Here is a 22,294-nt window from a genome sequence, read left to right as displayed (position 1 = left end):
TTAATCGCGGAACTGGGCGGTGGCTTCGATCTCGACGAGGAAGTCCGGCAAGGCCAGGGACTGGACCCCGATGACCGTGTTGGGCGCCGGCGTTTCGTCGCCGTAGAAGCGTTTCAGGGCGCCGACCACGGCCCCGAGGCGCTCCATGTCGTTATCGACGATGTAGGTCCGCAGCCGGACGACGTCCGACGGACCCAGACCGGAATGGGAGAGGACCGCCGCGATGTTGGCGAGCGCCTTGTCGACCTGGGCGGCGAAATCGCCGACGCCCACGACGTTGCAATCGGCGTCCCATGCGACTTGGCCGGCGAGGTGAAGCACCTTCCCGCCGTCCTGAACGGCGGCATGCGAGAAGCCGAAAGGCGTGCTGTCGTAGAGTCCTGATGGATTGATTTTCGTGGTCGCCATGTCGCCCTCCCGGCTAGTCGACGAGTTCGAGCTGCAGCCCGAAAGGATCCTGGATGTAGAGGTTGGTCTTTCCGGCCAGCGGTCCGGCGTCGATCTCGATGGCGTCCAGCGGCGTGCAGCCCCGCTCCGTCAGCCATGCGGCGGCGGCGAGAACGTCATCCACCCGGAACGCGATGTGATGCCCGCCGATGTCGCAGTTGAGCGGCGGCTCCGTCCACCGCCCGTCCGGCCGGTCGTACTGCACCAGTTGGACGCGAGCGCCATCGCCGAAGGCGATCATCGCCAGGGTCAGACAAGCCCCCTGGACGCCCACATGGGCCTCCATCCAGTCGCGCCCATCGGGACCCGTCGGCATGTCGGCCGCGTCCATCGGCCCCATGCGGTAGAGCTCCACCGCCCCGAGGACGCCACAGTAGAACGCCAGCGCCTGATCGAGGTCAGGGACGGTTCTGGACACGTGATCCACCGTGAACGACGGCCTGCCCCCATCGCGAGTAGTTCCGGCCACGCTCCCCTCCATTGCAACGTGTTCCGACTTTTGATGAAGACAGTTTTGTGGCGTTCTGTCGCCGCACACAATGACAGCTTTTGGAAAATTCGTTGCGATAAACGCAATCAACGAACGACGAGATCACCGATCCTGACGGGCCTTGCAGGGAAGCGCGCCGTGAACCCTGAACGATCGGATTGCGGCTGTCCGGCCAGGCTCAGCAGGCTATGCTCGCAGTTTCGGCCCTGGCAGGCGCCCATGCCGCATCGGGTCGCCAGCTTGACCGAGCCGACTTCCGCGCACTGCGCCAGGGCGGCCTGCAGATCACCCAAGGCGACATCCTCGCACCGACACACGATCGTGTCCGCATCAGGCAACCGCGCGCTGAACGGCCCCGGGTCCGCGATGGCCTCAAGCAAGGCCGCAAACCGCATCGCCGCCCGCCGCGCCTTGCGCCAGGGCCGTGCGCGACGACGCGCTTCGCCCTGATCGATAAGGCCTTCGTCCAGGGCGACGGCCAGACCGGCCAGAGCGCCTTCGGCCGACGCCGCTGCGGCGCCCTTCACGCCTGTCGTCTCGCCTGCGACATAGACGCCCCGACGCGAGGCCCGCATCCATTCGTCGTGGCTCGCCTTCCAACCGCCGGGCCGAGCAGGCGTCACCTGCAAGCCCGCCGCGCGCGGAAGGTCCGCCTGGGGCATGAAACCGAAACAGAGGGCGGCCGCGTCGCAGTCGAACCGCTCAGCGCCCCCTAGATGCAAGGCGGAAACCCTGCCCTGCCCCTCCACGCTCAGCGCCGCTCGGCCGAAACGCAGGGGAACGCCGGCCCTGAGCAGGCGCCAGGCGCTGCCTAGCACCGAGACCAGAACGGGCCAATGCGTCAGGGCGGCCCAGGGTCGGGTGATCGCGCGCCATGCGAGCGTCGAGAAGGGCTGGATGAAGGCCACCACGGCCACCTCGCCGCCTGCCTCCAGGGCCTGCTCGGCCACAAGCAGTTGCAGCGGGTGGCTGCCCGCGAAGGCCAGGCGCTTTCCGGGGACCAGTTGCTGGCTCTTGATGAAGGCCTGCGTCCCGCCCGCACTCATGACGCCCGGCAGGGTCCAGCCGGGAATGGGCGCGGCAAGGTCGTAGCAGCCGCCGGCGATCAGCACCCGGCGCGCCGAAACCTCGTCGACGCCCGACGCGCCGGACAGGGTCAGCGTCCACACGCCGCCCGCTTCGCGCAGCCCAAGCACCGATCGCCCGCCCATGAAGTCGACGTTCGTCAGGGCCTCAAAGGCGGCGAGCCGCGCCTTCAGCCCGCGATAGGCCCCGCCCTTCATCCAGTCGGCGACCGAAAACGTGCGCGGCGGCTGGCGCAGGATCTGCCCCCCCGGCCGCGCCTGTTCGTCGATGACGGCGATCCGCAAGGCCCCGTTGAGGCTCAGGCAGGCCGCCTGCCCCGCCGGTCCTGCGCCGATCACGGCCAGGTCGTAATCCGGGCTCGCGCCGCTGAGGGACGAACTCATTCACCGATCCCCGTCTCGACCGTCATTCCGGGTGCAGCCGGGACAAGGCAGGCGCGCACGCGTCGGGAAACGTCACCGTCCCGCACATGGACAAGGCATTCGCTGCAGACGCCCATGTTGCAGAAGAGACCGCGCGCCCGACCCGAACGATCGCGCCTGAACCCCGTGGCGTCGGCGGCCAGCATGGCCGTCGCGATGGTCTCGCCCGGATAGGCTTGGATCGCGTCGCCGTCGACGCTGAAGGCGAAGGGCTCCCCCCGCAACACGCCTTCGGTCTTACGCAAGCCGACCTCCCATGAAGCTGTTGAGGTGGCCGAAACGCGCCGGAGAGAAGATCGACAGGCGATCCTCGCGCTCATCCAGGATCAGTCTGGCGAGAAGACGGGCGAACACCGGCCCCAGGGTGAAGGCGGAACCGCCCGCCGCCACATAGACGCCCGGCGCCTGGGGCACTTCGCCCACAAGCGGGGTCTGATCGGCCGTGATGGCGGTGATCCCGGTCCAGCTGCGGATCAGATTGAGCTCGGCGACCGGCGGAAAGATACGCGACGCGACCCCCAGGTTGCCCGCGAGCGACGGCGTCAGCAGTTCCGCCGGCCGGTCCAGATCGAACCGGCCCGCTGCGTCCAGCAGCATGCGGGACGGCCATCCCCCGCCGATCAGCATGTTTCCGGCGTGCGCCTGCTTCATCGACAGCCTTTGACCGACGTGCTGGATCAACTGCTCCAGTATCGGCGGCGCCCGCTCGGTCACATTCATCAGCAGGGCGACCGGATAGATGGGAAGGTGCAGGTTGAACAACTCGCCGATACGGCCGGTCCAGGCGCCCGCCGCGATCAGCACCTTGCGGGTCGCAAGTTCGATGTCCGCCTCGCCCCGCCGCACGGTCAGACGATAGCCCTGCGCATCCGCTCCGGCCGCCGTCAGGCGCGCGCCCTGCAGCAGCTGGACGCCCCCCGTCTGGGCCCGCGTCATGAAGGCCGGGGTCAAAGCCTTCGGGTCTGCATGGCCTTCCGACGGGAGGTAGGCCGCCGCCGTCACGGCTTCGGAAAGGCCCGGCGCGATCGTTCGCGCTTCGGCGCCGTCGATCAGCCGGGTGTCCAGACCGCCCTCGACCTCGCGGGCGACCTTGCGCTCAAGCGTGCGGACCTGGTCCGCCGTCTCGGCGACCATCAGGCCGCCGCGCATGTGGATGTGGAGGTCCGGGCCCATTTCGGCGTCCAGCCTCCGCCATTCCTCGATCGCGAGGCGGTTGAGGCTCAACACCTGCGCCGCCTGATCGGCCAGCGCCTCGCCGTTCTCCAGGAAACGGCGCTCCAGCTGAAAATGCAGAGACCCCGCATTGGCGCCGGACGCGCCGATATTGGGATAGCCCGCCTCCACCACGGCCACCGACGCCCCGGCCTGGGCGAGCCTGAACGCCGTAGCGGCGCCGACCAGGCCGCCGCCGATCACCACGACGTCCAGACGTTTCATCGATCAGGCGCGCCCGAGCGACGCCAGAGTCTCGCGAATGCGCTCCAGATCCGCTTCGCGCACGTCCAGCAGCGGACGGCGCACATAGCCCCCCGGCAGGCCCTGGATATTCAGCGCCGCCTTCAGAATGGCAGGCCCCGACCCGAAGCGGCCGACAAGCTCCGACGTGTACCAAGCGTCCATGATGACCCGGTCCTGACGGCCACAGGCGCGCGCCGCCTCGAAATCCCCGGCCCAGACGTGATTGTAGAAATCCGGCTGGGTCCGCCCCAATACGCCGCCGGCCCCCATGGTGCCGTCGCCGCCCCCGCCCCTTAACAAGGCTAGGCCGCCGTCGTCCATGCTGTGGCCGAAAACGCGGATCTGCTCGCACAGTCCGAAATAGGTCTGCACGAAGCGGCGCAGGTCGCCCGTCGACTGCTTGATGGCGACGACGTTCTCGATGTCGGCCAGACGGCGCAGCAGGTCGAAGTCCATGTCGACGCCCGTGCCCGGCGGCCAGTTGTAGACGCAGATCGGCAGGGCGGAACCGTCCGACACCGTCTGATAGAAGGTGACGATCTCATCCGCTGACGGGCGAATATAGGGCGGCGGCGTCACCAGCACGCCTTCATAGCCGCAGGCGTGGGCAGTCTCGGCGAAATCAACGACCTCTTGAGCCGTAAAGGCGGTGCAACCGGCGATGAGAGAGATCTTGCCCTTCATCTGTTCGCCGACGGCGGTGATCAGAGCCTTGCGCTCCTGGGGGGCCAGACTGGTCCATTCCCCCGTGGTTCCGGCCACCACCAGACCGTGCATGCCCTCAGCGTGCAGCCATTCCAGCAACGTCCCGAGGCCTGACAGGTCAAGCTGTCCATCGACGTCGAAGGGCGTCGTGATCGCGGGGATGTAGCCGCGCCAGCCGACGCGCATTCTCTTGCCAGTCACAAACACCTCTAGATCAATACTGTGCGACAGATCGCCCCTGTCTCGATCATTTCGTTTAGCCTCACAATACGGGACAAATGATCAATATCATTGCGTTTCACGCAACGCGCGCTAGCCTCTGCGTCCTAGGAGGACTCCATGCAGGGAAACGCGCTTTATTACTTCCATGAGGCCGCGCGTCTGGGCTCGATGCGCCTGGCCAGCGACAAGATCGGCGTCGCCGTCTCTTCCATCAGCCGCCAGATCGCACAACTGGAACGCGAGATGGGAGTGGCCCTGATCGAACGCGGACGGCGCTCGATCCGCATGACCGAGGCGGGCCGACTAGCCTACGAATACTATCAGGGCTGCGTCGCCAACGAAGAAGCTTTCATGAACAGGCTCCACGAGCATCGGCAGATGAAGGCGGGCAAGGTCAGCATCGCGGTTGGCGAGGGCTTTCTGGGCGGCTTCTTCTCCAAGGTCCTTGAGGAGTTCCAGGGCCAGCACCCCGGCATCGCCGCGTCCGTATCGGTGCAGTCGACGACGGAAATCGTCAGGGCGGTCCTCGATGACAACGCCCACTTCGGCCTGATCTTCAACGACTGCGCCGAACCCAAGATCCGCGTGCGCGCCGTGGCGGCTCAGCCCTTGATGGTGGTGTGCGCCCCGGATCACCCGGCGGCGCGGCTGAAGAGCGTCTCCCTGTCCGAACTGAGCGCCTTCGACCTGTGCCTGCCGGACATCGGCCTGAGAATCCGCCAGATTCTTCGCGAGGCCGAGCGGCGTGAACAGGTGTGGCTGGAGCCCGCCCTGACCACGACCTCCCTGTATGTGATGCGCGAGGCGGCGCGGGCGGGCAGGATGGTCACCGTCCTGCCGCGCATCGCGGTGACGAGCGAACTGGAAGAGGGAACCCTGGTGGTCCGCCCGCTCAGCGAGGCCAACCTCGAAGACACGACCATCAGCCTGATCCACCGACTGGGGCGTCAGCTGGACGGTGCGCCCGCGCGCCTGCTGGCCGCGTTCGAAACCCGCATCAAGGGCTGGAACGAGACCGAGGCAGGGCGCGACTGACGCGAACAGGAGGCGGGCTTAACGCCCGCCTTCCTCGGCGCGGCCCCACGTCGTCAGCAGTACGGCGATGATCGCGACAAAAGCGTTGACGCCCATCGCCACCAGTCCCCTGTCCCACCCCGGCAGCAGCGCCGCCCACAGGGACTGAGCGGACGGCAGCAACAGGGCCGCGTAGCCCGCGCCTATGCCCGCAGCCACGCCGATCGCATTGGCGCGCGGCCACAGGAAGGCCAGGAAGACGCCGGGCGCCAACATGCCGATGGCGGCGTAGGCGGCCAGGCCGATCTCGACCAGGGAAGAAGTCGCGCCGATCGTCAGCCACACGGCCACCGCCGCGAAGCCCACCATCGACAGTCGCGAAACCAGCAGACTGGCCCGGTCGCTCAGGTCGGGCTTGAGCGGAATGACTACGTTGCGGCTGAAGATCGATCCAGCCGTCAGCAGCAGCACCGAACCCGGCACCAGCGCCAGCAGACAGGCCGTCCCGGCCAGCAGGCCGATCATCCACGCCGGATAGGCGTCGGACACGAACTGCAGCAGGGCGGCGTTGACGTCCCCGCCCGGCGGAGAAACCCCGGCCAGCAGGGCGCCGAAGCCCAACAGGATGATGAAGAAGAAGGACAGGGAATAGATCGGCTGCAGCACGGCGTTGCGGCGGATGGCCTTGCGGCTGCCGGCCGCGTAGCAGAGCTGGAACATGTGCGGGAAGATCCAGGTGCCCAGGGCGACGTTAAGGGCCGCCGTCATCATCCAGGTCACCGTCAGGCCCGCTTCGGGGACCAAGCCCGGAAAGACGCCGATGCCCGGATGCTGGTCCTGAACCCGCGCGAACACGTCCAGAATGGACGAGGCGCCGACCTTGCCCGCGACGGTGGCGCTCAGCCCGACGACCAGAACGATCATCAGCACGTCTTTGACCCCGGCTGCGAAGGCGGCCGAACGCAGACCCGCCACATAGACGAAGGCCAACATGATGCCTGCGGCGATGATGGCCGCCGCCGTCACCGACACCTCGGTCCCCAACGTCAGGCGCAGGATCAGGCTCAGGGCCGTGATCTGGATCTGCACATAGACGACGATGGCGGCGATACCCGCCAGACCGACCAGGCACCCCAGCCAGGTCGCCTTATAGCGGGCGGCGAAGAAGTCCGCCTGGGTGATGAAGCCGCCCTGACGGCCCGCCTGCCAGATACGCGGCATCAGCCAGTAGCCCAGCGTCGCCGCCAAGGAGACGGAGGTGAAGGCCAGATAGGCCGGGGCGCCATAGGCCCAGGCGTAGCCCGAAATGCCCAGAACGGCGAAGGTCGTATAGATCTCGCCCGCGTTCAGGAACCAGAAGATCAGGGTGCCGAAGCGACGGCCGCCGACCGCCCATTCGGTCACCGTCTTGGCCTTGGACTTCTGATGTCCGTAGAGCATGGCGCCGATCATGGTCGCCAGCACGATGCCGAGGGTCAGAGCCAGGGTCACGAAAGCCCCTCCCCGTCCTGATCGTCGGTCAGACCCAGTTCCTTCTCGATCCGCTCATCGCGCCAGAAGACGAAGCCGATCACGGCTGTCGCGACCAGGATGCCCGCCATCTGCCACACCATGGGCATAGGCAATGAAAACACCCGCACCGACGCCGTATTGACCAGCGGCGTCAGGCCGATCTGCCAGATGAAGGGGATGACGAGCAGCCAGCGGTGAACACACCGCCGGTGCATCGCCCGGAACGAAGCGTAATGCGTCATGACTACAGGATCCCAGTCGGTTCAGCGCGCCTGGCCCGACAGGCCGTGGTCATCGCGCACGACCGCCCCGCCCTTCATGACGAAGCTCAGCGAGCGCAGGGCGCCGATGTCCTTGGTGGGGTCGTCGTCCAGGATGACGATGTCAGCGTATTTGCCGACCGTGATGCTGCCGATATCGGCGTCGCGACGCATCATGCGCGCCGGCTGGATCGTGGCGGCCTGAAGCGCCTGAAGCGGCGTCATGCCCGCATCGACATAGAGTTCGGCTTCGCGAACCGTGGCGGTCGTGCCCTCATTGTCCTCGAACGGAAACTGATCGGTGCCCAACGCGATCGGCACGCCCAGACGGATCGCCTGCTGCAGCACGGCCCAGTGATCCTTGCCCACGCTGTCGACCCGCGCCAGGTACCAGTCCGGCGAACCGATCCGTTGGTAGAAGGCGCGCGCGCCGGGCTGGCTGACGACGATGGTCGGGATCAGCCAGGCCTCGTCCTTGGCCATGCGCCGCAGCACCGGCTCCGTCAGGTGATAGCCGTGCTCGAAGGCGTCGATGCCGTATTCCAGCGCCTGCATCGCCGCCTGGGGCGAACCGTTGTGAGCGGTGACGCGCACCCCGTTGCGATGGGCCACGTCGATCAGGACAGAGAGTTCCTCATCGGTCATCGGCGCGGCGGCGATGTCGCCGTGGGTGTCGGAAATGCCGCCCGAAATGGCGATCTTGATCCAGGATGCGCCCTGCTTGATCTGCTCGCGCGCGGCGCGGGCGAAGGCGTAAGGGCCATCGACTTCGTGGAAACCGTGACCGCCGGTCGGCACGATCAGTTCGCCCGCCGTCTCGATTCGCGGACCGACCGCCTCGCCGCGCTGGATAGCGCGCTTCAGGGCGAAGTCATTGCCGTGTAGTTCGGACGTCAGACGCACGCTGGTGACCCCGGCGCGTAGCGAGCGTTCGGCGTTGTGCGCCATGCGCAGGACCTGCTGGGCGTCCGTTTCATTCTGGAGTTCAGCCCCCGCCGCCCCCGGCAGCTTCAGGCCGAAGTGGACGTGCATGTTCATCAGCCCCGGAGCCAGCCAACGGCCCTCCGTCGAGATAATGCGGGCGCCGGCCGGCGGCTGGACCTCGCTGCGCGGACCGACGCGGACGATGCGCTGTCCCTCGACCACGACCACGGCGTCGGGAATGATCCGCCCGTCCTCGACCGAAATCACCGAGCCCCCCACCAGAGCCGTGACCTCTCCATCCGGCTGCGCCTGGGCCGAGGCGGCCTGCGCGCCGAAAACGGTCAGGGCCGCAGCCGAGACCGCCGCCATAAGCGGCGCGAAACGTGGAAGACGAAGCGAGTACATGTGAAATCCCCTCTAGCCCGGGCGCGCCGGAGCCCCGCACTGTCAGGAAATGCAATGAGCCTGACAATGCGGTTCGCTGATACAGTCTGTTGCGCCAATAGCAACGAAGATCAGAGATCAGGCAGTTACGTCGCAACCCGTCGCCTTGCGGCGGAGATCATCGAAACTGGGACGATTGCGCTGAATCCGGTCGGTCGAACGCGTGTACCAGCCGGCGCCGTGCATACGCGCCATCAACTGCATGGCGGGCGTATCGACATGCAGGCGCTCGGGATCGACGAAGCGGTCATCGACGTGCAGGGCCAGGACCTGTCCGATCACCACCGTGGCCGCCGGCGCAAAGTCCAGCGTCTCGACGACCCGACATTCGAAACTGACGGGCGCCGAGGCGATGCGCGGCGGCCTGATCATGGCGGACGGCGCCGTCGCCACCCCGGCGGCGGCCAGTTCGTCATACCCCGCAGGCGCCTCGGCGCAGGTCCAGTTCATGGCGTCCAGATCATCCTCGGACACCAGGTTGACGACGAATTCCCCCGTCGTGACGATATTGGCGCAGGTGTCCTTGCGGTCGCCGTCCGGCTTGCGCATCAGGCCCAGTGCGATCAACGGCGGATCGGCCGCCATCATGTTGAAGAAGCTGTAGGGTGCGGCGTTGCGCGCCCCGTCCCGCGACAGGGTCGTCACCCAGGCGATGGGCCTGGGCGTAATGGACGACGCCATCAGCTTGTAACGATCGCCCGCCTGCAACTGCGACAGGTCAAACAGCAAGATCGTCCTCCGCTCCGATGCGTCGCACCGGACGTTGCGGCGCCGTGTTGACGCTCAACTGGAAGACATCGGGACGCGCATAGTGGCCCGCGACGTCGAAGTCGTATTTGGCGCGCGCGATCTCGGACAGGTCGATATCGGCGTAGAGGATCGTCTCGCCGGAATAGTCGGGCCCGGCCAGCACCTCGCCCAGAGGGGCGACGATCATGCTGCCGCCGCGCATCAGCACTGTGTCGGGCGCGTCTCCAAGGGCGCAGTCATAGTCCGCCGGATAGGCGTCGCGTCGGATATGCTGGCAGGCGGACAGGACGAAGCAGCGGCCTTCCAGCGCGATATGGCGCATGGATGCAGCCCAGCCGTCGCGGTCGTCCGCCGTCGGCGCGCAATAGAGGCCGATGCCCTGATCGTACATCGCCATCCGCAGCATGGGCATGTAGTTCTCCCAGCAGATGACGGCCCCGATCCGGCCCAGGGAGGTGTCGATCACCGGCATGGTCGAGCCGTCGCCGAAACCCCAGATCAACCGTTCGGCGCCCGTAGGCATCAGCTTGCGGTGTTTGGCGATCAGGCCGCGCTCGCCATCGAAGAACAGGACGGTGCAATAGAGCGTCGCCCCGCCGCGCTCGATGACCCCCATCACCACGAAGGCGCCTGTTTCGGCCGTCGCCTGAGCCAGGGTCGCCATCTCGGGTCCGTCGAGATCGATGGCACCCTCATAGTACCGGCGATAGTCCTCGCGTCCCGACGGCTTGCGCATCCCGACAGGCGTGCCGAACGAGGCGCCTTTCGGATAGCCGCCCAGGAAGGCCTCGGGAAAAACGATCAGCCGCGCGCCTTCGTCGGCGGCCTGGCGGATCAGGTCCGCCGCCTTGACCGCCGACGCCCCTGGATCATCCGGAATCGACGCCGCCTGCACCACGGCCGCCTTGTAGGACTGAGACATCACGGCCCCCTCTTCATCCCTGAAACCTCAGCGCAGATTAGTTGCGTTTGACAGCAATTGGAAGATATTTTAGGTCTATAATATTAATCGAGGAGAGGGGTCATGACGAACCGTTTCGACCAATACCGCGAGGACGTCATCGGCCGCGCCAACGTCGCCGACACTCCCGAACTGGTGGATTATTATCGCCGCCTCTCGGAGCTGGGGACCGGCGCCCTGTGGACGGTGGCCAACAAGATCGAGCCCTGGGAGCCGGTCTCGACCTCCGTCCCCATGCTGTGGCGCTACGCCGACCTGCGCGACCATGTGCTGAAGGCCCTGGATCTGGTCACGCCGGAACAGGCGGGGCGTCGCGTCGTCTATCTGGAGAACAAGGGGCGGGCCGACGTGGTCGCCGCTGTGGGCTGGCTCTATTCCGGCCTGCAGGTGATGAAGCCCGGCGAATGCGCCTCCAGCCACCGCCACAGCGCCTCGGCCCTGCGTTTCATCATGGAAGGGCGCGGCGCCTTCACCAATGTCGACGGGCACAAGATGACGCTGGGGCCGAACGACTTCGTGCTGACCCCCAACGGAACCTGGCATGAGCACGGCGTGGCCGAAGACGGCGAGATCTGCATCTGGCAGGACGGCCTCGACATTCCGATGATGAACGCGCTGGAGGCCAACTTCTACGAGGTCCACCCGGACCTGAACCAGGCGGTCTCCTTCCCCGTCGACGACAGCACGGCGACGTGGGCTGGCGCGGCCCTGCGCCCAGCGTCGACGCCCTGGAACAAGCCGTACTCGCCGCTGCTGAAGTATGAGTGGGGCCCGACCTACGAAGCCCTGCAACGCTTCGCCGCCGTCACCGACGGCAGCCCCTACGACGGCGTCCACATGGACTACGTCAATCCGAACACCGGCGGACCGGTCATGCAGACCATCGGCGCCTCGATGCAGATGCTGCGCCCCGGCGAACGGACGAAGGCCCACCGCCAGACCGGCAGCTTCGTCTATCAGTGCGCCAAGGGTCAGGGCTATTCCATCATCAACGGCCGCCGGTTCGACTGGCGCGAGCGGGACATCTTCGTCGTCCCGGCCTGGATGTATCACGAGCACGCCAACGCCTCGGACCGCGAGGACGCCTGTCTGTTCGCCTTTCACGACCTGCCGGTCATGCGCGCTCTGGGCCTCTATCGCGAAGAAGCTCTGGCCGAGAACGGCGGCCATCAACCCATCATCTCTGAATAGGACTAAATGAATGCGTCTTGTTACCTATCGCGCCAGCGTCGAGGCCGAGGCCCGGCTGGGCGCCCTCGACGGCGACCTGGTCGTCGACCTTGAAAAACTGGGCCAGGCGCGCAGCGTCGCCCTGCCCTCCTCGATGCTGGCCTTCATCGACCTGGGGCCTCAGGCGGTTTCCGCCGCCACGGCGTTGATGGCCGAGGCCAAGGGCCTGTATCCGGTCGGCGTCGCCACGCCGCTGTCGAACGCGAAGCTGCTGGCTCCCATCCCCCGCCCGCGCAAGAACATCTTCGGCATCGGGCTGAACTATACCGAGCATGTGGCGGAGTCCGCCAAATCGCTGGACACCTCGCCCGAGCTGCCGCGCGAGCCGGTGATCTTCTCCAAGCCGCCGACGACCGTGGTCGGGCCGGGCGACCCCATCGTCCACAACGCCGCCATCACCCAGCAACTGGACTGGGAAGTCGAACTGGCCGCGGTGATCGGTTCGACCGCCAAGGGCGTCAGCCGCGAGGACGCGCTCAAGCACGTATTTGGCTATACGGTGCTGATCGACGTCAGCGCCCGCGACTGCCGCCGCGCAGGCCAGTGGATCTACTCCAAGGGCCAGGACAGCTTCGCCCCGATGGGGCCGTGCATCGTCACCACCGACGAGATTCCCGACCCGCAGACGCTGGACCTGACCCTGTCGCTGAACGGCGTCCAGAAGCAGAGCAGCAACACGGCCTATATGCTGTTCAAGGTCGATGAACTGATCGCCGACATCAGCAAGGGCATCACCCTGGAGCCAGGCGACATCATCGCTACGGGAACGCCCGCAGGCGTCGGCGCAGGTCTTGATCCGCAGGAATGGATGTGGCCCGGCGATACGATCGAAGCCGAGGTCGTCGGCATCGGCAAGCTGCGCCATCCCGTCGTCGCCGCCTGACGACGGAAAAAAGCCCGCCCCTGCGCTGCGCAGAGGCGGGCTTTTTCATTTCAGGAACAGGGCGAGGCTCAGGTCTTCGCCAGACCGTCGCGAACGTCATCCGGCCAGGGCGCCGAGCGCCCTTCAGCCAGGATCATGCAGACCAGCACGCCCTCGGCCGTCATCCGCACCTCATCGCCGCAGGCCACCGTATAGGCCACGGCGCAACTGGATCGGCCGACCGATTTCACCTCGATGGTGATGTCCAACTCGTCGCCGAGACGGCTGGGCGCCGCAAACCGGCTGTCCAGGCTTACCGTGGGCACGCCCAGGCCGCGCGTCAGGTGCAGTTCGGCGAAATCAACGCCCAGACCTTCGGCGAACCAGTCCTCAACCGCCCCGTTCAGCATCTCGAAATAGCGGGGGTAGAAGACGATGCCCGCCGCATCGACATGTGCGAAACGCACTTTGCTCCGCGTCGTGAAGCTCATGTGTGCAGGTTCTCTCCGATCGACGCCTTGACCTTGGCCAACAGGGCGTGAAGCTGTTCCAGATCGTCGGGCGCCACGTCGGACAGCGCCTGATGGATCCACGCATGGTGCGCCTCCGCCAGCACGTTGAAACTGGCCTGCCCGGCCGCGCTCAACCGCACGATGGACGATCGGCGATCTTCGGGATCAGGGCTGACCACGACCTGACCCGCATCCTGAAGCTGGCGCACGATGGCCGTGACATTGCCGTTGGACACCAGAAGCGCGCGCGACAGCTGCCCCATGGTCCGCCCTTGCGGATGGCGGTCCAGCGCCGCCATGACGTCGAAACGCGGCAGGGTGGTGTCGTATTGCTCCGCGAAGCCGCGCCGCAGACTCTTCTCGATCGTCATGGTGCAGCTCAGCATCCGGAGCCACGCTCGGACATCGATCGGCCCCGCGCCGCCGTCATGCTTCTCGCGCATGCACGAGACTCCTCTGCGAAACGCCCGGCCGCCCGGTCAGGCTCTTGCGCCATCTGCGGCGCTTCGGGCCTGTCGCGCAAGCTGGTCGAAACCGGCCCGATAGACGCTGGGCGTCGGGTGCTCCCGGCGGCCCGCCGCGGCGGCCGCTTTGAGCGTCCATGCCGGGTCCAGCAGGTGCGGGCGGCCCAGGGCGACAAGGTCCGCTCGCCCTGCCGCCAGGATGGCGTTCGCCTGATCCGCCTCGGTGACGGCGCCGACCGCCATGGTGCGAACGCTCGCTTCGTTGCGGATGCGGTCGGACAAGGGCGTCTGGAACATCCTCCCGGTGACAGGGCGCGCATCGGGATGGGTTTCTCCGGAAGAGACGTCGATCAGGTCCGCCCCGGCCGCAGCCAGCCGCCTGGCGATCTCGACCGCTTCGTTCGAAGCCAGCCCGGCCTCCCCCATCCAATCCTCGGCCGATATCCGCACCAGAAGCGGCTTGGCCCCTGGCCAGGCGGCGCGGACCGCCTCCACCACCGACAGCGGGAACCGCAGACGCCCATCCAGATCGCCGCCATAGGCGTCCTGGCGATGGTTCATCAGCGGCGTGATGAAGCTGGACAGCAGGGTCCCGTGCCCGGCCTGAAGCTCAAGCACGTCGAAGCCCGCCGTCTCCGCCCGGCGCGCCGCGGTGACGAAGGCTTCGCGAACCGCGTCCATCCCGGCCTCGTCCAGCGCGGCGGGAACGACGCCGCCCTCGCCCCAGGGTCGATCCGAAGCCGCCACGAGCGGCCAGGGCTGATCCAGCGGAGTCGTGGCCGCGCGGCCGTCCTGCGGCGCGGCGCACGCCCCGCGCGGGCCCGAGTGGCCGATCTGAGCGCAGGCGAGGGTCTCCCCGCCGGCATGGATCAGGGCGTTGATCCGAGCCCAGCCCGCAATCTGATCGTCGTGATAGAGACCGGGGCAGCCGGGCGTGATCCGCCCCTCCGGGGACACGGCCAGCATTTCAGTCATGAGCAGACCCGCGCCGCCCAGCCCTCGCGCGCCATAATGCGCCAGGTGAAAGTCCGTCACCCGCCCCTGAGCATCAGCCTGATACGTCTGCATCGGGGCCACGACGATCCGATTGGGCAATTTCGCGTCGCGCAGGCGCAGGGGCGTGAACATCGGCGGCGTCCCAGCCCCCGCGTCCGCCTTGCCGGCGAACCAGTCCTCGACCCGCCCCAGCCAGGGGCCGTCGCGCAGACGCAGGTTCTCGTGGCTGACCCTCTGGCTGCGGGTCAGCAGGGCGTAGGCGAATTGCTCCGCGTCGAAATCCGCATAGCGGTCGATGTTCTCGAACCATTCGGTGGAGTTGCGCGCGCTGTTCTGAATCTTCAGCACCTCGACCTGACGCTCGTCGCGATAGTCCTTCAGCGCCTGCGTCAGCGCCTGTCGGTTATCGAGGCCCGGCCGGTCCAGCACCTCGGCCAGCTTGATCGCATCCTCCAACGCCAGCTTCGTGCCCGAGCCGATCGAGAAGTGCGCCGTGTGCGCGGCGTCGCCGAGCAGCACCACATTGTCGAAGGACCACTGGCCGCACAGCACCCGGCGGAAGTTGATCCAGGACGCCGAGCCGCGCAGGTGCGCCGAATTGCTCAACAGCGGCTTGCCGTCCAGGTGACGCGCGAAGATCCGCTCGCACGCCGCCAGCGTCTCTTCCTGGCTCATGTCCTCGAAGCCCAATCCCTCCCAGGTCTCAGGCGAGCATTCGACGATGAAGGTCGAATGGGTTTCGTCGAATCGATAGGCGTGAGCCCAGATCCAGCCCTCCGGCGTCTTTTCGAAGATGAAGGCGAAGGCGTCGAACAGCTTCTGCGTGCCCAGCCAGGTGAACCTGTTCCGGCGCGTCTGGATGTCGATGTCGAAGCGGTCGGCGTAGCGGGTGCGGATGCGGCTGTTGACGCCGTCGGCGGCGACGATCAGATCGAACTCGGCGTAAGGCTCCAGATCGTCGCCGAATTCGGTCTCGAAATGCATGACCACGTCCAGCTCGGCCGCCCGAGCCTGCAGAATCTGCAATAGCCGCTTGCGGCCGATGCCGATGAAGCCGTGGCCGGAAGACACCTCCGTCCGGCCATCGAGCGTCACTGCAATATCGTCCCAGTGCGCAAAGCTGTCCCGGATCCGATCCGCGCTGACCGGGTCGTTCGCCGTCAGATTGGTGAGCGTCTGGTCCGAAAAGACAACGCCCCAGCCAAAGGTGTCCCCGCTCCGGTTGCGCTCGAAAACATGGATATCGTGCCCCGGATTCCGAAGCTTCATCGAGATGGCGAAATAGATGCCGGCGGGGCCGCCGCCGAGACAAGCAACACGCATGGAACGCCTCCTATTACTTTAGGTCTAAAATAAATAGGGACGACAGGCAAGCGCTTCATCGCCGTTGCCGAAACGGCGCTCAGAGGGCGATCAGATCGCGAAAGCGTTTAGTCCGTCATGACTTCCAGGTTGGCGTTCAATCGCCCCAGCAGCGCCAGCAATCGCTCGGAATCCCGCTCGGAGAATCCCGCCAGAGCCTGACGATAGACGGGCGCCATCAGAACCCGAGCCCGGGCCAATCGCTCGCGCCCCGCCTCCGTCAGGCCGACGTCGATCACCCGAGCGTCCACCGCGCTGGGACTGCGCGTCACCAGGCCGGCGTTGGTCATGCGCTCCACGATCCGCATCATCGTCGAGAGATTGACCACCCCGGCGCGCGAAATCTGGCCGATGGACCGTGGGGCGCGTTCGCCAAGGATCATCAGCACCCGCCATGTCGGGATGTCTATGTCGATCTTCCGCAACTCGCGCTCGATGATCAGGTTGTACCGGCTCAGCACCCTGTTCACCTGATAGAAGGGATAGCGCTCGAGACGGAACTCCTCTGAACCGGGATCCCCCGTCCGGCGCAATTGCCCAGCCACGGCGCCATCCTCCTTGCGCAGAGCCGACGAAGGATCAGCGTCGGCGCTCAAGAAATTAGTTGCAGATGCAAGTTTCTTCGGCAAGGCTTAGTCCTGAGGGAAAAGAGATGGGGAGGACGAATGTCCGTATCTGCACAAGCTCTGTCGCAAATCGCGACAGGCATCGCCAGCGGTGATGTGAAGGTCGTCGACCTGACGCAAACGCTTTCGGAAGACACGCCGACGCTGGTCTTGCCGCCGCCGTTCGGCCAGTGCGCGCCGTTCAGCCGCGAGGAAATATCCCGCTACGACGAGCGCGGCGTCGCCTGGTACTGGAGCAATTTCACCGTCGGCGAGCACACGGGCACCCACTTCGACGCGCCCGCCCACTGGATCACGGGCAAGGACCGGCCAGCCGGCACCGTGGACGTGGTGCCGACATCGGACCTGATCGCGCCTGCCGTCGTCATCGACTGCTCCGCCGAGGCCGCCGCCGATCCCGACTTCCTGCTTGAACCTTCGCACATCGAGGCGTGGGAGGCTGTTCACGGCCGCATCCCGCCGCGCAGCTGGGTCCTGTTCCGCACCGACTGGTCCAAGCGCGATCCGGAGGCCTATGTGAACCGCCGCGAAGACGGCGCCCACACCCCCGGGCCGTCGGTTGCGGCTGTTCGCCTGCTGGTCGAAAAGCGCGACGCCCTGGGCTTCGGCGTCGAAACCATCGGCACGGACGCTGGTCAGGCGCACCTGCTGGAGCCGCCCTACCCCGCCCACGCCCTGTTCCACGGCGCCGGCCGCTATGGTCTGCAATGTCTGCAGAACCTGGACGCCCTGCCGCCCACGGGCGCTGTGGTGATCGCGCCGCCGCTGAAAATCCGCGACGGATCGGGCAGCCCGCTGCGCGTTCTGGCTCTGGTCGCGGGCTGATCCAGGATGGCCGAGCGTTCGTTCAAGTCGGAAGTCCGCAAGCTGACCGCGGCGGAAGGCGACGTCTTTCACGGCGAGGGCATCCTCGCCGTGACCAAGGCGCTGCTGCAATCCGGGGTCGCCTATGTCGGCGGCTATCAAGGCTCGCCCATCAGCCACCTGATGGACGTCTTCGCCGATGCCAACGACCTTCTGGAAAGCCTGGACGTTCATTTCGAGGCCAGCGCCTCGGAAGCCACGGCGGCGGCCATGCTGGCCGCCTCCGTCAACTATCCGCTGCGCGGCGCCGTGGCCTGGAAGTCGGTCGTGGGCACGAATGTGGCCTCCGACGCCCTGTCCAACGTCGCCTCTGGCGGGGTGACGGGCGGCGCCATGATCATCGTCGGCGAGGACTACGGCGAAGGCTCCTCCATCATGCAGGAGCGCACCCACGCCTTCGCCATGAAGTCGCAGATGTGGCTGCTCGACCCGCGCCCCAACCTGACCAGCATCGTCGACATGGTCGAAAAGGGCTTCGAGCTTTCCGAGGCCTCACACACGCCCGTCATGCTGGAGCTGCGCGTGCGCTCCTGCCACATGACCGGAAGCTTCGTCGCCCGCGACAACCGCCGCCCGCCCCTGACCGTGGCCCAGGCGGCCGCCGCGCCCGTGCGCGATGTGGAGCGGATCGTCCTGCCGCCCGCCAACTTCCTGCATGAGGTCGAGAAGGTCGAGAAACGCTGGCCCGCAGGCATCGCCTTCGTGCGCGACAACAAACTCAACGAGACCTTCGGCCCGGACGAGGGCGAAATCGGCCTGATCGTTCAGGGCGGCCTCTACAACAACCTGAACCGGGCGATGGAGTTGCTGGGCCTGGCCGACGCCTTCGGCGACAGCGCCCTGTCGATCTACTGCCTCAACGTCACCTATCCGCTGATCCCCGAAGAGGTGGCGGACTTCTGTCGCGGCAAGAAGGCGGTCCTGATCATCGAGGAGGGCCAGCCCGAGTTCATCGAGCATGAGCTGAACACCCTGATCCGGCGCGCAGGCCTTGAGACCCGCATCGTCGGCAAGGGACCGCTGCCGCGCGCCGGCGAATACGCCGCCCACATCATCCAGAAGGGGCTGAAGAGCTTCCTTGAGGAATGGAGCCCCGGCTGCCTGCCGACGGCCGCGCCCGCCCCGAAGGCTGCGCCGCCCGCCGCCGTGGCCAGCCTGGCCGCCGAGGTTCCCGCACGCCCCGCCGGCTTCTGCACCGGCTGCCCGGAACGCCCGATCTTCACCGCCATGAAGATGGTCGAGCGCGAACTGGGCCCGTCGCACGTGTCGGCGGACATCGGCTGCCACCTGTTCTCCATCCTGCCGCCCTTCAACATCGGCAATACGACGATGGGCTACGGCCTGGGCGCCGCCGGGGCTTCGGCCTTCAAGCCGAAGGACAAGCGTGCGATCGCCATCATGGGCGATGGAGGCTTCTGGCATAACGGCCTGACCTCAGGCGTCGGCAACGCCGTGTTCAACAAGAACGACACCGTCACCCTGGTCGTCGACAACGGCTATTCGGCCGCGACCGGCGGCCAGGACGTGCTGTCCTCGCGCGCCGACAACAGCGCGCGCAGCACCCGCAACCCGATCGAGAAGGCGGCGCGCGGCGTCGGCGTGGAATGGGTGCGCTCCATCGACCGCACCTATGACCTGAAACGCATGAAAGGCGCGCTGAAGGAGGCGCTGACCAGCCCTGAGAAGGGCCCGAAGGTCATCATCGCCCAGTCCGAATGCATGCTGAACAAGCAGCGCCGCGAGAAGCCCCTGCTGCGCAAGGCCGCCCAGGCGGGACGGCGCGTCTCTCAGGACCGCTTCGGCGTGGATCCCGACACCTGCACCGGCGACCATAGCTGCATCCGGCTGTCCGGCTGTCCGTCCCTATCGATCAAGCCCAATCCCGATCCGCTGCGGCGCGATCCGGTGGCGCATGTCGACAACTCCTGTGTCGGCTGCGGACTGTGCGGCGAGGTCAGCCACGCCGCCATTCTGTGCCCCAGCTTCTATCGGGCGCGGGTGGTGACCAACCCTGGGCGGTGGGAGCGCTTCGTCAACGGACTGCGCCAACGGATCATCACGACCCTCCAGCGCGACGCCGAGCGCCGCCTGGCGGCACGAGCTTTCTAAGAACCATGACACAGCAAAGAGATCGTCTCTGCATCGCCATTCTGGCGCTCGGAGGACAGGGCGGCGGCGTGCTGGCCGACTGGATTCAGAGCGTCGCCCGCAACCAGGGCCAACTGGCTCAGGGCACCTCCGTCCCCGGCGTGGCCCAGCGCACGGGGTCGACCGTCTACTATGTCGAACTGGCGCCCCTGCCGGCCGACGGTCGCGCGCCTGTCCTGGCGCAGATGCCGACGCCCGGCGACGTCGATGTCGTCATCGCCTCGGAGTTGATGGAGGTCGGTCGCGCGATGGTGCGCGGCTTCGTCAGCACCGAACGCACGACGCTGATCGGCTCGACCCATCGCATCTACGCCATCTCCGAGAAGTCGGCGATGGGCGACGGACGCGCCGACAGCAGCAAGATTCTCGAGGCCGCCGCCAAGCGGGCGCGCCGCTTCGTCGGCTTCGACATGGACGCCGCCTCCGCTCGGTCCGGCAGCGTCATCAGCTCGATCATGTTCGGCGCCCTGGCCGGCAGCGGCGCCCTGCCCTTCCCGCGCGAAGCCTTCGAAGACGCGATCCGCGCCAGCGGCGTCGCGGTCGACAGCAACCTGAAGGGCTTTGCCGAGGGGTTCGACGCCGCCCGCCAGCCCGTTGCGGCGCCCGAAGAACCTAGAGCGCCGACGCCCGCGCCGACCACGCCCTTCGGCCAGGCGCTGGCGGCTAGGATTCGCGCCCGGCTGCCCACCGCCGCGCACAGGAACGCCCTGCTCGGGGTTCAGCGCCTGATGGACTATCAGGACCGGGCCTACGCCGCGCTCTATCTCGAACGGCTGGAGCGGATCGCGGCGCTGGACCAGGCCCCGCACGCCCTGACCACAGAGACGGCCGCCGCCCTGGCGCTCTGGATGGCCTACGACGACACCATCCGGGTGGCGGACCTGAAGACCCGCGCGTCCCGCGCCGCCCGCGTCAGGGGTGAAGTACGCGTCAAGAACGACCAGCTCCTCAGCGTCACCGAGTTCATGCACCCGCGCCTGCGCGAGATCTGCGAGACCTTACCCGCCCCTATCGGGCTGCGCCTCCTGCACAGCGCCGCCGCCGAGAGCCTCCTGGGCCGCTTCTTCACAAAGGGCCGCCATGTGGAGACGACGCGGCTGCGCTGGTTCCTGATGCTGAGCTTGCTGGCCGCCCTGCGTCCATGGCGCCGCAGTTCCCTGCGCTACCAGGAGGAACAAAGGCGCGTTGAGGAATGGCTCGCGCAAATTCAGGCCGTGACTCCGTCGCAACCAGACGTCGCGCTCGAAATCGCGCGATGCCAGAACCTGATCAAGGGCTATGGCGAGACCTTCGATCGCGGCCTGTCGAGCTACGCAAAAATCCTGGACTTCATCCGCTCAGGCACTCCGACCGCGGACAACATCGCCGCCCTTCGTCGCGCCGCGCTGGCTGACGAACAGGGGCAGGCGCTTGAGGCGGAACTCAACCGACTGGGCGCCGCCTGACGCCGGTGCAGTGAAACTGCAGCCCATCATCCCTTTCGCGCCGCCCCCGCAGATGCGCCTCCTCGATCGCGGCGAGGCCGGAGGGCCGCTGCTGGGGCCCGGCCGCGTTATTTGAGCGCCATGGCCGAACTGGCGAAGAGGTGTTCGGACATTCGTCAGCCCGCCCTAGTCAAACCGCCACCGGCCCTTCCACGCCCGCCGAGGCCATCTCCTGCGCCGCCTGCTGGAAGCCGAACTCCGGCACGGTCTCGCCTTCGCGATTCGAGGCCTCGGCCCAGCGCGCGATCAGTTGCTCGCCCGCATCCGCGCCCCCGCCGATGCGCACGCCCGGCGTCAGGGTGATGTTGGCCGTGGCGAAATGCCCGCCGCCCGCGCACAGGATGGCCCGCGTCGGCGCGTCCTCGCCCACGAGCGCCAGCAGGCCGGGGCTGACCAGGGCTGGGTCCAGCGCCTTCAGCACCTCTTCGGACAGGATGCCCGCCGTCATCTGGGTGGCGGCGGTCGGCGCCAGGGCGTTGACCTTGATGTTATATTTGGCGCCCTCGATGGCCAGGGTCTGCATCAGGCCCACCTGCGCCAGCTTGGCCGCGCCATAGTTGGCCTGGCCGAAATTGCCGTAGAGGCCCGAGGACGAGGTCGTCATGACGATGCGGCCGTAGCTCTGCGCGCGCATGATCTCCCACACCGCCTTGGAGCAGATGGCCGCCCCCATCAGATGCACGTCCACCACCAGGCGGAAGTCGTCCAGCGTCATCTTCGAGAAGCTCTTGTCGCGCAGGATGCCGGCGTTGTTGATCAGGATGTCGATGCGGCCCCAGGCCTTCATCGCCGCCTCGACCATGGCCTGAACCGCGTCGACGTCGGTGACGGAGCCCGCCGCCGCCATCGCCTGGCCGCCCGCCGCGACGATCTCGTCCACGACGTTCTGGGCCGCCGCCTCGGTCAGATCGTTGACCACGACCTTGGCGCCCTGGCCGGCCAGATAGAGGGCGTGACAGCGGCCAAGGCCCCCGCCCGCGCCGGTCACGATCGCGACCCGATCCTTCAACTGCATGAACATCTCCGATGATGGGTGACTGGAATTCCGGCG

Annotated in this window: 22 protein-coding genes; 6 read left to right on the top strand and 16 right to left on the bottom strand. The window is 67.0% G+C overall.

All coding sequences use genetic code 11. The features are described 5' to 3' along the window. The 6 genes from V8J38_RS04425 to V8J38_RS04400 form a co-directional block, all read right to left on the bottom strand. Complete coding sequence (locus V8J38_RS04425; protein WP_338578056.1) at nucleotides 1–408, bottom strand: RidA family protein; 408 nt, start codon at nucleotides 406–408, stop codon at nucleotides 1–3. Between the two features lie 13 nt (nucleotides 409–421). After that, nucleotides 422–865: a VOC family protein gene (locus V8J38_RS04420; RefSeq protein WP_291779746.1), complete on the bottom strand. Its 444-nt coding sequence runs from the start codon at nucleotides 863–865 to the stop codon at nucleotides 422–424. A 158-nt stretch (nucleotides 866–1,023) separates the two neighbouring features. Further along, nucleotides 1,024–2,406 carry an NAD(P)/FAD-dependent oxidoreductase gene (locus V8J38_RS04415; RefSeq protein ID WP_338578055.1) on the bottom strand — a complete coding sequence of 461 codons (1,383 nt, stop codon included), beginning with the start codon at nucleotides 2,404–2,406 and terminating at the stop codon, nucleotides 1,024–1,026. Then, nucleotides 2,403–2,690, bottom strand: a complete 288-nt coding sequence (locus V8J38_RS04410) for a (2Fe-2S)-binding protein (protein WP_291779741.1) — start codon at nucleotides 2,688–2,690, stop codon at nucleotides 2,403–2,405. Before V8J38_RS04410 ends, V8J38_RS04415 begins: the two co-directional genes overlap by 4 nt. Beyond that, nucleotides 2,683–3,882 carry an FAD-dependent oxidoreductase gene (locus V8J38_RS04405; protein ID WP_338578054.1) on the bottom strand — a complete coding sequence of 400 codons (1,200 nt, stop codon included), beginning with the start codon at nucleotides 3,880–3,882 and terminating at the stop codon, nucleotides 2,683–2,685. Before V8J38_RS04405 ends, V8J38_RS04410 begins: the two co-directional genes overlap by 8 nt. Before the next feature lie 3 nt (nucleotides 3,883–3,885). Continuing rightward, nucleotides 3,886–4,809, bottom strand: a complete 924-nt coding sequence (locus V8J38_RS04400) for a dihydrodipicolinate synthase family protein (RefSeq protein WP_338578053.1) — start codon at nucleotides 4,807–4,809, stop codon at nucleotides 3,886–3,888. Between the two features lie 138 nt (nucleotides 4,810–4,947). Here V8J38_RS04400 and V8J38_RS04395 point away from each other — a divergent pair, with 138 nt between their 5' ends. Further along, entirely contained in the window at nucleotides 4,948–5,865 is a 918-nt protein-coding gene (locus V8J38_RS04395; protein WP_291779730.1) for a LysR family transcriptional regulator, read from the top strand. Nucleotides 5,866–5,883: 18 nt separating this feature from the next. On the opposite strand, the gene V8J38_RS04390 is transcribed toward V8J38_RS04395, so the two are convergent. The 5 genes from V8J38_RS04390 to V8J38_RS04370 all read right to left on the bottom strand — a co-directional run bounded on the left by V8J38_RS04390 (nucleotide 5,884) and on the right by V8J38_RS04370 (nucleotide 10,656). Next, nucleotides 5,884–7,335: a sodium:solute symporter family protein gene (locus V8J38_RS04390; protein ID WP_338578052.1), complete on the bottom strand. Its 1,452-nt coding sequence runs from the start codon at nucleotides 7,333–7,335 to the stop codon at nucleotides 5,884–5,886. Then, entirely contained in the window at nucleotides 7,332–7,598 is a 267-nt protein-coding gene (locus V8J38_RS04385; protein WP_338578050.1) for a DUF3311 domain-containing protein, read from the bottom strand. The genes V8J38_RS04390 and V8J38_RS04385 overlap by 4 nt, the downstream gene beginning before the upstream one ends. Nucleotides 7,599–7,619: 21 nt before the next feature. After that, nucleotides 7,620–8,945 (bottom strand): amidohydrolase family protein, encoded by a 1,326-nt coding sequence (locus V8J38_RS04380; RefSeq protein WP_338578049.1) that lies wholly within the window; start codon nucleotides 8,943–8,945, stop codon nucleotides 7,620–7,622. Between the two features lie 117 nt (nucleotides 8,946–9,062). Then, nucleotides 9,063–9,713: a flavin reductase family protein gene (locus tag V8J38_RS04375; protein WP_291779719.1), complete on the bottom strand. Its 651-nt coding sequence runs from the start codon at nucleotides 9,711–9,713 to the stop codon at nucleotides 9,063–9,065. Further along, entirely contained in the window at nucleotides 9,703–10,656 is a 954-nt protein-coding gene (locus V8J38_RS04370; protein ID WP_338578048.1) for a carbon-nitrogen hydrolase family protein, read from the bottom strand. The genes V8J38_RS04375 and V8J38_RS04370 overlap by 11 nt, the downstream gene beginning before the upstream one ends. Before the next feature lie 102 nt (nucleotides 10,657–10,758). Here V8J38_RS04370 and V8J38_RS04365 point away from each other — a divergent pair, with 102 nt between their 5' ends. Beyond that, nucleotides 10,759–11,886: a cupin domain-containing protein gene (locus tag V8J38_RS04365; RefSeq protein WP_338578047.1), complete on the top strand. Its 1,128-nt coding sequence runs from the start codon at nucleotides 10,759–10,761 to the stop codon at nucleotides 11,884–11,886. A gap of 10 nt (nucleotides 11,887–11,896) precedes the next feature. After that, nucleotides 11,897–12,808, top strand: a complete 912-nt coding sequence (locus V8J38_RS04360) for a fumarylacetoacetate hydrolase family protein (RefSeq protein ID WP_338578046.1) — start codon at nucleotides 11,897–11,899, stop codon at nucleotides 12,806–12,808. Between the two features lie 68 nt (nucleotides 12,809–12,876). Here the strand turns inward: V8J38_RS04360 and V8J38_RS04355 are convergent, their stop codons facing one another. The 4 genes from V8J38_RS04355 to V8J38_RS04340 form a co-directional block, all read right to left on the bottom strand. Then, nucleotides 12,877–13,254 carry a thioesterase family protein gene (locus V8J38_RS04355; protein ID WP_338578045.1) on the bottom strand — a complete coding sequence of 126 codons (378 nt, stop codon included), beginning with the start codon at nucleotides 13,252–13,254 and terminating at the stop codon, nucleotides 12,877–12,879. 20 nt (nucleotides 13,255–13,274) lie between these two features. Next, nucleotides 13,275–13,742 (bottom strand): MarR family transcriptional regulator, encoded by a 468-nt coding sequence (locus V8J38_RS04350; RefSeq protein ID WP_312218376.1) that lies wholly within the window; start codon nucleotides 13,740–13,742, stop codon nucleotides 13,275–13,277. 36 nt (nucleotides 13,743–13,778) lie between these two features. After that, the gene (locus V8J38_RS04345; RefSeq protein WP_338578044.1) at nucleotides 13,779–16,082 is read right to left on the bottom strand and encodes a bifunctional salicylyl-CoA 5-hydroxylase/oxidoreductase; all 2,304 of its coding nucleotides are present in this window, start codon (nucleotides 16,080–16,082) and stop codon (nucleotides 13,779–13,781) included. 107 nt (nucleotides 16,083–16,189) lie between these two features. After that, nucleotides 16,190–16,666, bottom strand: a complete 477-nt coding sequence (locus V8J38_RS04340) for a MarR family winged helix-turn-helix transcriptional regulator (protein WP_312218379.1) — start codon at nucleotides 16,664–16,666, stop codon at nucleotides 16,190–16,192. A gap of 120 nt (nucleotides 16,667–16,786) precedes the next feature. On the opposite strand from V8J38_RS04340, the gene V8J38_RS04335 reads away from it, so the two are divergent. The 3 genes from V8J38_RS04335 to V8J38_RS04325 are packed head-to-tail and all read left to right on the top strand — an operon-like array spanning nucleotide 16,787 to nucleotide 21,204. After that, nucleotides 16,787–17,572 carry a cyclase family protein gene (locus V8J38_RS04335; protein ID WP_338578043.1) on the top strand — a complete coding sequence of 262 codons (786 nt, stop codon included), beginning with the start codon at nucleotides 16,787–16,789 and terminating at the stop codon, nucleotides 17,570–17,572. A 6-nt stretch (nucleotides 17,573–17,578) separates the two neighbouring features. Beyond that, nucleotides 17,579–19,720, top strand: a complete 2,142-nt coding sequence (locus V8J38_RS04330; protein ID WP_338578041.1) for an indolepyruvate ferredoxin oxidoreductase subunit alpha — start codon at nucleotides 17,579–17,581, stop codon at nucleotides 19,718–19,720. Between the two features lie 5 nt (nucleotides 19,721–19,725). Then, nucleotides 19,726–21,204 carry an indolepyruvate oxidoreductase subunit beta family protein gene (locus tag V8J38_RS04325; protein WP_338578040.1) on the top strand — a complete coding sequence of 493 codons (1,479 nt, stop codon included), beginning with the start codon at nucleotides 19,726–19,728 and terminating at the stop codon, nucleotides 21,202–21,204. A gap of 169 nt (nucleotides 21,205–21,373) precedes the next feature. On the opposite strand, the gene V8J38_RS04320 is transcribed toward V8J38_RS04325, so the two are convergent. After that, the gene (locus V8J38_RS04320; RefSeq protein WP_338578039.1) at nucleotides 21,374–22,258 is read right to left on the bottom strand and encodes an SDR family NAD(P)-dependent oxidoreductase; all 885 of its coding nucleotides are present in this window, start codon (nucleotides 22,256–22,258) and stop codon (nucleotides 21,374–21,376) included. Between the last annotated feature and the right edge of the window lie 36 nt (nucleotides 22,259–22,294).

Origin of the sequence: Brevundimonas olei (assembly GCF_037055245.1) — a bacterium.
Classification (GTDB): Bacteria; Pseudomonadota; Alphaproteobacteria; order Caulobacterales; family Caulobacteraceae; genus Brevundimonas; species Brevundimonas olei.
The sequence above is the reverse complement of the archived record's forward strand: the minus strand, read 5'-3'. Positions and strand labels throughout refer to the sequence as shown.